The organism is Streptomyces sp. NL15-2K (assembly GCF_030551255.1).
Lineage (GTDB): Bacteria > Actinomycetota > Actinomycetes > Streptomycetales > Streptomycetaceae > Streptomyces.
In genome coordinates, this window is the sequence record NZ_CP130630.1 from 8,418,617 (window position 1) to 8,431,610 (window position 12,994).

Consider the following 12,994-nt stretch of genomic DNA (forward strand, 5'->3'; position numbering starts at 1 on the left):
TGGGGCTGTAGCAGACTTGTGGTGTGAGCGACTTGTCGCGGGATGTATCGCAGGACGTATCGCGGGATGCATCGCAGGACGTATCGCAGAGTGAACAGGTGGGCGGAGCCGTCACCTTGGGGCTGCTGGCGGTCTGGGCCCTGCACGACGCCGAGGAGTTGGCCACCCTGCCGGGCTGGCTGCGGCGCAACGTGCCCGCCCTGCGCGAGCGTTTCCCGGCCGTGCCGGAGGCGGTGTGGCGCCGGGCCGAGTCGATCGACGCACGTGAATTCGGCGTGGCCGTGGGGGTGATGGCCGCGATCGTCGCGGCCGTGTCGGCGGCCGGCCACGCCACGGGCGGACGGTCGGCCGCCTATCAGACCGCGCTCAACGGCTTCGGCCTGCACGGGCTGGTCCACCTGGCGCAGGCGGCGGCCGTACGCGGCTACACACCCGGTGCCGCGACCTCGCCCCTCCTGGTCGTCCCGTTCACCCTCTGGGCGCGCGGGCGGCTGCGTCGCGCCGGCGTGCTGCGTCCCGCCCGTCCCCGTGACCTCGCGCTCGGCCTCGGTCTGGCCGGTGCGGCCACGGTCGCGTCGCATGCGGTGGCGCGGCGTGTGCTCGGACGGAAGGGGCAGTGCGTGGAGAAACGTTTTTGAACATGTTCAACTCCAGGCGTACGCTGCCGCCATGAGCGACAGAGCCGCCCTCCTCAAGGGCATCCGCGCATGGCTGGTCTTCTTCGTCGTCTGCCTGGTGCTCAGCGGCGCCACGGCCTTCCCCCTGGTCCATGAAGTGCGCTGGACCGAGGACCTGCTCCGGGCGCTGTCGGTCCCGGAGCACCTCCCCGCCCTGATGGAGTGGATCGAGCGCGTCCGGCGCGGACTGGACACCGCTGACGCCGACTATCCCTTCCTCCTCCACGGCACCGACTGGCTGGCCTTCGCGCACCTCGTCATCGCCGTCGCCTTCTACGGCCCCTATCGCGACCCCGTCCGCAACATATGGGTCGTCGAGTTCGGGATGATCGCCTGTGCCGGGATCGTCCCGCTCGCGCTGATCTGCGGGCCGATCCGGGGGATCCCCTTCTGGTGGAGCGTGCTCGACATGGCGTTCGGGGTCTTCGGGGTGCTCCCGCTGTACGTCGTACGGAAGAAGATCAAGCGGCTGGAGGGGCTGACCTTGAACGCGGGGCTCGTGCCCGCTACTTGAGCGCCGCCCGCGCGATCCGCTCGGTCACCGGGTTCATGCCCTCGCTCTTCGCGTCCGTCGCGCCCACGGAGACGACCAGCGTGCGCGACAGGTCTCGGGTCGCCACGATGGCCGAGCCGTAGCCGTAGCGGGCGCCCGACTTGAGCCAGTAGACCCGGCCCTCGAGCTCCAAGCGCTGCAGACCGGCGCTCATGGTGGCGCCCTTGACGCCCTTCGGCAGCGTGAACATCTCCTTCAGCTGCGGCCGGGGGACCAGGTCGCCGCGGAACAGGCGGGTCAGCAGGCGCTCCAGGTCCGCGGTCGTGGAGATCATGTCGCCGACCGCCCATTTGTCCGCCTGGTTCCAGTCCGTCACGTCCACGAACTCCGTCGTGCCGTCGGCCCGCTTCACGGCCTGGTAGCCGTGGTTGTGCGGGCCCCGGATGGTCGGGTCGGTGCCGGGGAAGTACGTGTCCCGCATCCTGGCGGGCAGCAGGACGCGCCGGGTGGCCTCCGAGGCGTACGAGTGCCCCGTCACCTTCTCGATCAGCAGGCCGAGGATCGTGTAGTTGATGTTCAGGTAGTGCTGCTTGCGGCCCGGGCGGAACTCCGGTCCCTTCGCCACCGCCGACGCGACGACCTCCTGGGGCGTCAGCGTGTCGAAGCGGTGCGCGTACACCTCGTCGAAGGTGTTCCCGAGGGCTCTGCCCGGCTGGATGCCGCTGGTGTGGTTCAGCAGCTGCCGTACGGTGATCGGCCTGAAGTCGCGCGTCAACAGCCCCGGGAGGTAGTGCTGCACGGGCTTGTCCAGGCGGATCTCGCCCGCTGCCGCGAGCTGCAGGACGACGGCCGCCGTCACCACCTTCGTCGTCGACCCCGCCCGGAAGCGGGCGTCCGGGTCCGCCGCCCGGCCGCTCGCCAGGTCGTGCACGCCCGCGCTGGCGTGCCAGGTGCCGTCGGTGCCGCCGACCCGGACGAGGGCCGCGGTGGCGTCCTGGTCCGGGATGTCCTTCAGTGCGTCTTTGAGGGCATTGGTGTCCAGACCGGTCGTCGTGGCGTCCAGGCCGCTCGTCGTGGTGTGCGCGGCCGTCGGAGCGGAGGCCGCGAACGCGGGCGCGGCCAGCGGGCCGGCGCCCAGGGCGAGGACGAGGGAGGCGGTGAGGACGGTGGTGCGGCGACGGGCGCGCATGCGGCGGCTCCAGAGGTCGACGGATGTACGGGATGTGTTGGTGATCATCCTGTGGCCGTACGGTGTCTCCCGGATCGTCGGCAAGGAGGGCACCGGACCCTGGCTGAACCCGGAGCAAGTGCGGTGACGGGCAAGGGTGTTGTGGGGGAGTGCCCCTAAGGGACCCCGAAGCCCCCCTCGAAAAACTGTTATCGCGGACACCTTCACGTCGTCTCCACGCTGTGACGCCCGACATAACCATGACCCCCGGCCCGCCTGAGAGGGTGCGTGCGGAGACAACGTGAGAGAAAGCGCGACGGAGAGGACGACGTGGACACGCGGCAATGGCGCGACACCATCGCGGCAGCGCAGGCCGGCGACCGGCAGGCGCTGGACGAGCTGGTCGCGGGCTGGCTGCCGCTCGTCTACAACATCGTCGGCCGAGCCCTGAACGGCCACGCCGACGTCGACGACGTCGTCCAGGAGACCATGCTCCGAGCCGTCGACAACCTCGGCTCGCTGCGCGACCCGGACAGCTTCCGGTCCTGGCTCGTGGCGATCGCCATGCGGCAGATCCGGGACCGGGCCCGCCGCAGGTCCACGGAGAAGCTGGACGAGGCGGCGGCGCACGAGGCCACCGACTTCGCCGAACTCACCGTGCTGCGGCTTCAGTTGGAGGGACAGCGGCGTGAGGTCGCGGAGGCGGTGCGCTGGCTCGACGACGAGGACCGGCAGCTGCTGTCGCTGTGGTGGCTGGAGGTCGCCGGCGAGCTCTCCCGGCGCGAGCTGGCGGCGGCCGTCGGCATCAGCCGGCAGCACGCCGCCGTGCGCGTCCAGCGGATGAAGGAGCGCCTGGAGACCTCGCGCGGCATCGTGCGGGCCCTCGACGGCGCCTGCCCGGACCTGCGCGAGCTGACCGGCCGCTGGAACGGCCGCCCCGACTCGGTCTGGCGCAAGCGGCTGGCCCGGCACATCCGGCGCTGCGGCTACTGCGGCGACGCCCGCGAGACCGTCGTACCGGCGGAGCGCCTGCTCGTCGGGATCGCGCTCGTCCCGATCCCGGTCGGCTTCACCCTCTCGCTGGCCTTCGGCGGCAAGACGGCGGTGGCCGCCACGTCCGCCGCCACCTCCGTCGGCTGGTCCGCGAAGGTGCTGGGCGCGCTGACCAAGCCGGCGGTCGCCGTGACCGCGGGCGCCTCCCTCGTCGCGGGCGGCGCGTACGTCGTCACGCAGCCCCCCGACGCCCCGCCCCCGCGCGCGGCCGTCACACCCACGGCGACGGCCACGTCCACCCCACCGTCCCTTCCGGCCGCCCCGCCCCCCTCGCCCTCACCGTCGGCGACCCGGCCGAAGGCCGACCTGTACGGCAGCGTCGTCGACGCCGTCGACCGGGCGCCGGACCCGAACGCCGAGCCCGCGCCCCTGCCGCACCGGCCGGAGTCGGGGATCACCAGCACCGGCGGCGCGCGCGCCGTGATGAACCACCGCGGCGACAGCGTCACGTTCACCGGCCAGGGCTATGTCCTCGTCCGCTGGCAGATCTCGCCCCAGTACCGGCCCGGCGGTCTGGTCATGCCCACCTGGACCGGACTTCAGGGCAAGCTCTTCCACGTGGCCTCGGGCGGTGGCCGCCGTATGGACGACCCCGTGAAGGGCAGCTCCGACGGCTCCGCCACGGGCATGGGCAACCCGGACATCGGCTACACCGTGCTGCCGGACGGCACCCAGCAGATGTGGCAGAACGAGTACTTCTACCTCGACGGCAGCGTCACCCTCACTGTGAACGAGCGGGGCGCCGACTACGGCCTGAGCGTCTTCCCGTCGAGCTGGAACGCGGTGAACGAGGACATCAACAGCGGGCCCCCTGACGGCGCGATCCGCTACGGCCTCGTCCGCGACACCGGCAAGGACGACACCCCCGTACCGCAGTACGTCACTCGCGCGACCCCGGCCGACCCGGCGACCGTTCCTCAGGAATCGCGGTTGTAGGACTCCCGCCGGAGTTCGCCGGGCCGCGCGGTCAGCCGCCGTTGCGCAGGGTGCACAGTGTGTCGATGCGGTTCGTGGTGATCGAGTCGACGCCCATCGCGGTGAGGCGGCGCATCGAGCGGCGGGTGTCGGGGGTCCAGACGGAGAGCAGGTAGCCGTCGGCGTGGACGCGGTCGGCGAGGGCGCGGTCGACCAGGGCGAAGCGGTAGTTGAGCCAGCGCGGGCGTACCGCGTCCAGCAGGGCGGGGCGCGGCGGGGCCAGTGTGGTCCAGGTCAGCGCGATCTCGGCGGCCTTGTCGGCGGCGCGCACGGCGAGCATGGCCGTGGCGTCCGCGCAGTAGTACACGCGGTCCGCCGCCCCGCACTCGCGGACCACGTCCACGACCCGGCGCGCCACCCGCACGTCGGACGTGCCCGGCAGGTCGAGCATCATCCGGGTGCCGTCGGTCGCGGTCAGCGCCTCGGCCAGCGTCGGCACCTTGCCGAACGTCAGCCCGCGCACCTCGTCCGCCGACAGCGACAGCAGCGGCCGGTCGTGCTCCCACAGCCGCTTCAGCGTGTCGTCGTGCAGCAGCACGGGCACGCCGTCGCGGGTCAGCCGTACGTCGATCTCGACCGCGTCCGCGCCCTGTCGGAGCGCGGAACGCAGCGAGTCGATCGTGTTCTCGCGGACGCGGTAGGGGTCGCCGCGGTGGGCCACGGCGGTCAGGGTCTGCATGCGCCCATTGTGAGGGGACGCCCCTGCGAGGGATGCCTCAGGGGGCGAGCCAGGCCGAGGTGTACGTCTCGATCTCGTCCTTGATCCGCGCCTTGCCGGCCTCGTCCAGGAAGGACGCCTCCACCGCGGTCTTCGCCAGTTCGGCCAGGCCCCGCTCGTCGAGGTCCAGCAGCCGGGCGGCGACCGCGTACTCGCTGTTGAGGTCGGTGCCGAACATCGGCGGGTCGTCGGAGTTGATCGTGACCAGGACGCCGGCCCGCACGAATTCCTTGATCGGGTGCTCGTCGAGGGTGCGGACCGCGCGTGTGGCGATGTTGGAGGTCGGGCACACCTCCAGCGGGATCCGGTGCTCGGCGAGGTGGGCGAGGAGCTTCTCGTCCCGGGCGGAGCTGGTGCCGTGTCCGATCCGCTCGGCACGCAGTTCGGTGAGCGCGTCCCACACGGTCTCGGGGCCGGTGGTCTCGCCCGCGTGCGGCACCGACCGCAGTCCGGCGGCGATGGCCCGGTCGAAGTACGGCTTGAACTGCGGCCGCGGTACGCCGATCTCGGGCCCGCCGAGCCCGAAGGAGACCAGCCCCTCGGGGCGCCCCCGGTCGTCGGTGGCCAGCCGGGTCGTCTCCTCGGCGGCCTCCAGACCGGCCTCTCCGGGGATGTCGAAGCACCAGCGCAGAACGGTCCCGAACTCGGCCTCCGCCGCCTTGCGCGCGTCCTCGATCGCGTCCATGAAGGCCCGCTCGTCGATGCCCCGGCGGGTCGAGGAGAACGGGGTGATGGTCAGCTCGGCGTAGCGCACCCGCTGCCGGGCCAGGTCCCGGGCCACCTCGTACGTCAGCAGCCGTACGTCCTCCGGGGTGCGGATCAGGTCGACGACGGACAGGTACACCTCGATGAAGTGGGCGAAGTCCGTGAAGCTGAAGTAGTCGACCAGGGCCTCGGGGTCGGTGGGGACCTTGGAGTCGGGGTGGCGGGCGGCCAGTTCCGAGACGATCCGCGGGGAGGCGGAGCCGACGTGGTGCACGTGCAGTTCGGCCTTGGGCAGCGACGCGATGAAGGCGTGAAGGTCGCGCGGCACGCGGGCGTCGACGAGACGGTCGGTCAAGGTTCCTCCCCGGGAACGGCGTCCGCGGCTGCTCGGCTGTTCGGCAGTGGGACGCGGGTGATCGGCTGATCGGTGACTCGGGGATCATCGTAGGCCGGGGTCACGGTGGAGGGTGTCGGGCCTTAGCATGACGGCATACAACAGAGGGGGGTCCCGCGCATGTCCGACGACGCGCAGACGCCGGAGGACGTCGCCGCGCACCGGCCGACACCGCCCGGTCGGTCCGACCGGCCCGGTGAGTCGGATGGCGCGTCCCGCGACCCGTGGGCCGCGCCGGCCGACCGGGGGCCCGAGGACGCGGCTCCCCAGGTCGATCTGGGCAAGCAGGGGCAGCAGAGCCAGGGAGTGACTCCTCCCGGCGGACCCGGGGCGACCCTCGCCGACACGGGCCCGATCACCCGGCCGTCGACTCCGCCGGCCTCCTCCGTGCACGACCAGCAGACCGTCACGTCGATGCCCGGCGTCGGCACGCCGCACCCGCACAGCGTGGATTCCCAGGCGTGGGCATCCCCCTTCGCCCAGCCCACGCCCTCGGCCCCGGCGAACGGCTCCGTCAACCCCTTCGCCCCGCCCAACCCGGCCGCACCCCCGAACACCGGCCCGGCGAGCCCCTTCGCGGCACCCGCCCAGGGCGGGCTCCACCCCCAGGGCCTGCCCGTCCCCCCGCCGCCCATCTCCCCCGACGGCCCCGGCCAGGTCCCCTACGGCTACCCCGGCGGCTACGGCTACCCCACCCCGCCCGGCTACGGCGCCCACGGCCCGCAGTCCCAGGGGTCCGGTGCCTACTACGGCTGGCCCGGCATGGCACCCGGCCCGAGCAACGGGATGGGTACGGCCGCGCTGGTGCTCGGCATCATCGGCGCCGTCGGCTTCTGCCTCTGGCCGCTGGCCATCGTGGCGGGCATCCTGGCCGTGGTCTTCGGAACGATCGGCCGCGGCAAGGCCCGCCGAGGCGAGGCCACGAACCCGGGCCAGGCCCTGGCCGGCATCATCTGCGGGTCGGTGGGCCTCGTCCTGGGCATCGGGATGATCCTGCTGCTGGTGTTCGTCCCGTAAGGCCCGGGCCGGCGCCTTCGCACCCGGGCCGGCACCTTCGCAGGGGAGGTGCCGGTCCTACCCCCGCAACCGGTCCCGCGCCTCCATCAGCGCGAACCCCAGCAGATTCGGCCCCCGCCACCGCTCCGGATCCTGTGCGGCCTCGTCGTCCGCGGCGAGGCCGATGCCCCACACCCGGTCCACGGGGCTCGCCTCCACCAGCACCCGGTCACCCGTGTTCAGCAGGAACTCCCGCAGCTCGTCGTGGGCGGCGAACTTGTGGACGCTGCCCTCCACCACGAGCCCGAACCGCTCGCGCTCCCATATGGCCTCGTCGAAGCCGCGCACGAGGCGCCCCGCCTTCTTGGCCTCGGCGGGATGCTCCGCCGCCAGCACGCGCCGCTCCGCTTCCGGATCTTCGAAAAGGCGTGCCTTTCCCGCCATCATCCAGTGCTCGGCGGTCGCGTAGGTCACGCCGTCCGCCGAGAACGGCGACGGCCACCACTGGCTCAGACAACTCGGTCCCACCCGGCCGTCCGGCCGCGGCCGGTGCCCCCAGAAGTACAGATACTTGACCCTTGCCCCCGCCCGGACCGCCCTGACCAGGGCCTCCCGCGAATCGATCTTCCCCGTGGTCCTTTCCATGCGCCCGAGTCTGGCAGGCACCACTGACACTCCGTCCTCCCTTTTCGACGTCGGCTCGACGCCTGGTCGACAGATTCCGTCGCGTAACCAAAAGGCAACAACGGAATCACTTGTTGGACGCCCTTTGCTCTGTCAGGATCGGCACTCAAATCGAGCTGGAGCTACGCCACCCGCCTCCGACGAACGCGGGGCGACGGCGGAGGAGAGCGACATGCACAAGCCGGGCACTGCCACCCCGGACCGGTTCGCGGCCCAGGAGCGCTTCACGGACGGTGCGCAGTACATCGCGGGCCGCCTGACGAAGGGCACCTCCGGCCGCACGCACGCGGTCGTGGACCCGGCGACCGGGGAGGACGTCCTCTCGTACGAGCTCGCCGGCACCGCCGACGTGGACGCGGCCGTCGCCGCCGCCCGCGAGGCCTTCCCCGGCTGGTCCTCGGCCACCCCGGGCGAGCGCTCCGACGCCCTGCACCGCTTCGCCGCCGTGCTGGCCGACCGGGCCGAGGACTTCGCCCGCGCCGAGTCCCTGCAGTGGGGCAAGCCGCTGAAGCTGACCCGCGAGTTCGACGTGCCGGGGACCGTCGACAACACGGCCTTCTTCGCCGGTGCGGCCCGGCACCTCCAGGGGCAGTCGGCCGGCGAGTACTCCGGCGACCACACCTCGTACGTCCGCCGCGAGCCCATCGGCGTCGTCGGCTCCATCGCGCCCTGGAACTACCCCCTCCAGATGGCCGCCTGGAAGATCCTCCCGGCGATCGCCGCGGGCAACACCATCGTCCTCAAGCCCGCCGAGCTCACCCCGCTCACCTCGTTGCTCTTCGCGCGGGCCGCCACCGACGCCGGGATCCCGGAGGGTGTCGTCAACATCGTCACCGGCACCGGCAAGGAGGCCGGCGAGCACCTCGTCGGCCACCCGGACGTGGCCATGACCTCCTTCACCGGCTCCACCGCCGTCGGCAAACGCGTCGCCGAGATCGCCACCGCCACCGTCAAGCGCCTCCACCTGGAGCTGGGCGGCAAGGCCCCCTTCGTCGTCTTCGACGACGCCGACCTGGAGGCGGCGGTCAACGGCGCGGTCGCGGGCGCGCTCATCAACACCGGGCAGGACTGCACGGCCGCTACGCGCGCGTACGTACAGCGCCCCCTCTACGAGGCGTTCGTCGAGCGGACGGCCGCCCTGATGGAGACAGTCCGGCTCGGCGACCCCTTCGCCCCCGGCACCGATCTCGGCCCGCTGATCTCGCACGTCCAGCGCGACCGTGTCGCCGGTTTCGTCGACCGTGCGCGTGCCTACGCGCGCGTGGTCACCGGCGGCGAGGCCCCTCAGGGGGATCTCAAGAACGGCGCGTACTACCGGCCCACCCTGATCGCGGACGCCGCCCAGGACAGCGAGATAGTCCAGTCCGAGATCTTCGGGCCGGTCCTGGTCGTCCTGCCCTTCGACAGCGACGACGAAGGCATCCGGCTGGCCAACGACACCCCGTACGGGCTCGCCGCCTCCGCCTGGAGCCGGGACGTCTACCGGGCGAACCGCGCCACCCGCGAGATCAAGGCGGGCTGCGTGTGGGTCAACGACCACATCCCGATCATCAGTGAGATGCCCCACGGCGGATACCAGGCGTCCGGCTTCGGCAAGGACATGTCCGCGTACTCGTTCGAGGAGTACACCCAGATCAAGCACGTCATGTTCGACAACACGGCGGTGCCCCGCAAGGACTGGCACCGCACGATCTTCGGGGACCGATAGCCGTATTCGGGCCGCCTGACCCGCGGCCGCACACCCTCCCGAAAGGGCACTCCCGAAAGGGCACCACGCGCATGGAGCAGTACGAGCCCGACCGTCTGTCCCCGGCCCAGGTGGCCGCCATGCGGCGCAGTTTCCGCAGTGGCCGGGCCGCCATGACCCGGCGGTCCCTGTTGCGCGCCTCCGCGGGCGGCGCGCTCGCGGTCGGCGGTCTCGGCGCGCTGAGCGCCTGCGGCATCCCCGCGGCGGGCAAGACCCAGGGCGGCGTCGCCGCGGACGACCACTCGGCGAAGGAGAAGACCGTCAACTTCTCCAACTGGACCGAGTACATGGACGTGGACGAGAGCGAGAAGCACCATCCCACCCTCGACCAGTTCACCGAGCGGACCGGCATCAAGGTCAAGTACACCGAGGACATCAACGACAACAACGAGTTCTTCGGCAAGATCAAGCCGCAGCTCGCCGCGGGCCAGGACACCGGCCGCGACCTCATCGTCCTCACCGACTGGCTGGCCGGCCGCCTCATCCGCCTGGGGTGGGTCCAGAAACTGGACCCGTCCAACCTCCCGCACGCCTTCGCCAACCTCTCGGCGCAGTTCCGCGACCCCGACTGGGACCCCGGCCGCGCCCACTCGTACGTCTGGCAGGGCATCTCGACCGTCATCGCCTACAACAAGAAGGCGCTCGACGGCGTCGAGGTGAAGTCGCTCTCCGACCTGCTCGACAACCCGAAGCTCAAGGGCCGCGTCGGCTTCCTGTCGGAGATGCGCGACAGCATCGGCATGACCCTGCTCGACATGGGCAAGGACCCGGCGAACTTCACCGCCGACGACTACGACGCGGCCATCGCCCGCATCCAGAAGGCCGTCGACAAGGGCCAGATCCGCCGCTTCACCGGCAACGACTACACCTCCGACCTGACCAGCGGCGACTTCGCGGCCTGCATCGCCTGGGCCGGTGACGTGGTCCAGCTGAAGGCCGACAGTCCGGACATCGACTTCCTGATCCCGGACAGCGGTTACATGACCTCGACCGACAACCTGCTGATCCCTAACAAGGCCCGGCACAAGACGAACGCCGAGCGGCTCATCGACTTCTACTACGAGCCGAAGCCGGCCGCCGAACTCGCCGCGTACATCAACTACGTGTGCCCCGTCGACGGCGTGAAGGCCGAGCTGGAGAAGATCGACAAGGATGCGGCGAACAACCCGCTGATCATCCCCGACAAGGCCATGGCCGAGAAATCCCACGCCTTCCGCTCGCTGAGCTCGAAGGAAGATACCGAGTTCGAAGAGAAGTTCGCGAAGCTGACTGGGGCGTGACCACCGTGACGAACAAGACCGACACCACCGGAGACGTCCGCCTCTCGGGCATCAGCAAGACCTACGGCTCCTTCACCGCCGTACATCCACTGGACCTCACCGTCCCGCAGGGCTCCTTCTTCGCCCTGCTCGGCGCCTCCGGCTGCGGCAAGACGACGACCCTGCGCATGATCGCGGGACTCGAGGAGCTCACGACGGGCACCGTCCACCTCGGCGACCAGGAGGTGACCCATCTGGCGCCCTACAAGCGGCCGGTGAACACGGTCTTCCAGTCCTACGCCCTCTTCCCGCACCTCGACGTCTTCGAGAACGTCGCCTTCGGTCTGCGCCGGCGCGGCATCAAGTCGGTGAAGAAGCAGGTCGAGGAGATGCTGGACCTCGTCCAGCTCGGCGAACAGGCGCGCAAGAAGCCCCACCAGCTCTCCGGCGGCCAGCAGCAGCGCGTCGCCGTGGCCCGCGCGCTGATCAACCACCCCAAGGTGCTCCTCCTCGACGAGCCGCTCGGCGCCCTCGACCTCAAGCTGCGCCGCCAGATGCAGCTGGAGCTCAAGCGCATCCAGACCGAGGTCGGCATCACCTTCATCCACGTCACGCACGACCAGGAGGAGGCCATGACCATGGCCGACACGGTCGCCGTGATGAACGCGGGCCGCGTCGAACAACTCGGCTCGCCCGCCGACCTCTACGAGAACCCGCAGACCACCTTCGTCGCCAACTTCCTCGGCACCTCCAACTTCATCGAGGCCGAGGTCGACTCCAAGAGCGGCGACGAGATCGTGCTGAAGGCGGGCGGCGGCAAGCTGGTCCTCCCCGAGGCACGGTGCGGCGCGCCCACCACGACCGGCGGCAAGGTGCTGGTCGGCGTCCGCCCGGAGAAGATCTCCCTCACCCACGCCGCCGAAGCGGGCGAGATACCCGAGGGCCGCAACCGGATCACCGGGAAGATCGCCGACTCCAGCTTCATCGGCGTCTCCACCCAGTACGTCATCGACAGCCCCGTCTGCCCCGAGTTCGAGGTCTACGCCCAGAACATCGACCGCGACGCCAGGCTCGTGCCCGGCGCCGAGGTCGTCCTGCACTGGAACCCGGCGCACACCTTCGGCCTGGACGCGGCCCAGTCCCTGCTTGCTGGGACAGTGGGCTCCGCCGGCGTCGAGACCGTCGAGGAAGAGGCGGCCTGATGTCGACGCTCACCGAAGCGCCTCCCTTGGCGCCCGCTCCGGAGAAGAAGCCCCCGCGCAGACGCGGCCGGCTGGTCCCGTACTGGCTGCTCCTGCCCGGCATCCTCTGGCTGCTGGTCTTCTTCGCGCTGCCGATGATCTACCAGGCCTCCACGTCCGTGCAGACGGGCTCCCTGGAGGAGGGCTACAAGGTCACCTGGCACTTCGCGACCTACTGGGACGCGCTGAGCGAGTACTGGCCGCAGTTCCTGCGCTCGGTCGCCTACGCCGCCGCCGCGACGGTGCTGTGCCTGCTGCTGGGCTACCCACTGGCGTACCTGATCGCCTTCCGTGCGGGCCGCTGGCGGAACCTGATCATGATCCTGGTGATCGCGCCGTTCTTCACCAGCTTCCTGATCCGCACCCTCGCCTGGAAGACGATCCTCGCGGACGGCGGCCCGGTCGTCGGCGCCCTCAACACGCTGCACGTCCTGGACGTCACCGGCTGGCTCGGCTGGACCTCCGGCGACCGTGTGCTGGCCACGCCGCTCGCGGTCGTGTGCGGTCTGACGTACAACTTCCTGCCGTTCATGATCCTGCCGCTCTACTCCTCGCTGGAGCGCATCGACGGACGGCTCCACGAGGCGGCGGGCGACCTGTACGCACGGCCCTGGACCACTTTCCGGAAGGTCACCTTCCCGCTGTCGATGCCGGGCGTGGTCTCCGGCACGCTGCTCACCTTCATCCCGGCGGCCGGCGACTACGTCAACGCGGACCTGCTCGGTTCGACGGACACGCGGATGGTCGGAAACGTCATCCAGTCGCAGTTCCTGCGGATTCTCGACTACCCGACGGCCGCGGCCCTTTCCTTCATCCTCATGGCCGCGATCCTCATCATGGTGACGCTCTACATCCGCAAGTCCGGCACGGAGGATCTGGTTTAG

Annotated in this window: 12 protein-coding genes; 8 read left to right on the plus strand and 4 right to left on the minus strand. The window is 70.9% G+C overall.

The window, feature by feature from the left end; all coding sequences use genetic code 11:
* The first annotated feature begins 98 nt into the window (after window positions 1–98).
* On the plus strand, window positions 99–638 hold the full coding sequence (locus Q4V64_RS37945; protein ID WP_124438905.1) for an HXXEE domain-containing protein: 540 nt from the start codon (window positions 99–101) through the stop codon (window positions 636–638).
* Between the two features lie 31 nt (window positions 639–669).
* On the plus strand, window positions 670–1,191 hold the full coding sequence (locus tag Q4V64_RS37950) for a hypothetical protein (protein ID WP_124438904.1): 522 nt from the start codon (window positions 670–672) through the stop codon (window positions 1,189–1,191).
* On the opposite strand, the gene Q4V64_RS37955 is transcribed toward Q4V64_RS37950, so the two are convergent.
* On the minus strand, window positions 1,184–2,359 hold the full coding sequence (locus tag Q4V64_RS37955) for a serine hydrolase domain-containing protein (protein WP_124439097.1): 1,176 nt from the start codon (window positions 2,357–2,359) through the stop codon (window positions 1,184–1,186). The two genes, Q4V64_RS37950 and Q4V64_RS37955, sit on opposite strands and share 8 nt — an antisense overlap.
* Window positions 2,360–2,668: 309 nt before the next feature.
* Here Q4V64_RS37955 and Q4V64_RS37960 point away from each other — a divergent pair, with 309 nt between their 5' ends.
* Window positions 2,669–4,327 carry a sigma-70 family RNA polymerase sigma factor gene (locus tag Q4V64_RS37960; protein WP_124438903.1) on the plus strand — a complete coding sequence of 553 codons (1,659 nt, stop codon included), beginning with the start codon at window positions 2,669–2,671 and terminating at the stop codon, window positions 4,325–4,327.
* A gap of 31 nt (window positions 4,328–4,358) precedes the next feature.
* Here Q4V64_RS37960 and Q4V64_RS37965 read toward each other — a convergent pair whose 3' ends face one another.
* Complete coding sequence (locus Q4V64_RS37965) at window positions 4,359–5,045, minus strand: glycerophosphodiester phosphodiesterase (RefSeq protein WP_124438902.1); 687 nt, start codon at window positions 5,043–5,045, stop codon at window positions 4,359–4,361.
* A gap of 37 nt (window positions 5,046–5,082) precedes the next feature.
* Entirely contained in the window at window positions 5,083–6,144 is a 1,062-nt protein-coding gene (locus tag Q4V64_RS37970) for an adenosine deaminase (protein ID WP_124438901.1), read from the minus strand.
* A 159-nt stretch (window positions 6,145–6,303) separates the two neighbouring features.
* Here Q4V64_RS37970 and Q4V64_RS37975 point away from each other — a divergent pair, with 159 nt between their 5' ends.
* Window positions 6,304–7,200, plus strand: coding sequence for a DUF4190 domain-containing protein (locus tag Q4V64_RS37975; protein ID WP_124438900.1), 897 nt, complete (start codon window positions 6,304–6,306; stop codon window positions 7,198–7,200).
* 57 nt (window positions 7,201–7,257) lie between these two features.
* On the opposite strand, the gene Q4V64_RS37980 is transcribed toward Q4V64_RS37975, so the two are convergent.
* The gene (locus Q4V64_RS37980; protein WP_124438899.1) at window positions 7,258–7,824 is read right to left on the minus strand and encodes an NADAR family protein; all 567 of its coding nucleotides are present in this window, start codon (window positions 7,822–7,824) and stop codon (window positions 7,258–7,260) included.
* Window positions 7,825–8,035: 211 nt separating this feature from the next.
* Between Q4V64_RS37980 and Q4V64_RS37985 the strand changes: the two genes are divergently transcribed.
* From Q4V64_RS37985 to Q4V64_RS38000, 4 genes are all read left to right on the plus strand, one after another.
* Window positions 8,036–9,571 carry a gamma-aminobutyraldehyde dehydrogenase gene (locus Q4V64_RS37985; RefSeq protein WP_124438898.1) on the plus strand — a complete coding sequence of 512 codons (1,536 nt, stop codon included), beginning with the start codon at window positions 8,036–8,038 and terminating at the stop codon, window positions 9,569–9,571.
* A gap of 71 nt (window positions 9,572–9,642) precedes the next feature.
* The gene (locus tag Q4V64_RS37990) at window positions 9,643–10,890 is read left to right on the plus strand and encodes a spermidine/putrescine ABC transporter substrate-binding protein (RefSeq protein WP_124438897.1); all 1,248 of its coding nucleotides are present in this window, start codon (window positions 9,643–9,645) and stop codon (window positions 10,888–10,890) included.
* On the plus strand, window positions 10,887–12,071 hold the full coding sequence (locus Q4V64_RS37995; RefSeq protein ID WP_124438896.1) for an ABC transporter ATP-binding protein: 1,185 nt from the start codon (window positions 10,887–10,889) through the stop codon (window positions 12,069–12,071). Before Q4V64_RS37990 ends, Q4V64_RS37995 begins: the two co-directional genes overlap by 4 nt.
* A complete protein-coding gene (locus tag Q4V64_RS38000; RefSeq protein WP_124438895.1) occupies window positions 12,071–12,994 on the plus strand; it encodes an ABC transporter permease in 924 nt (307 codons plus the stop codon). The genes Q4V64_RS37995 and Q4V64_RS38000 overlap by 1 nt, the downstream gene beginning before the upstream one ends.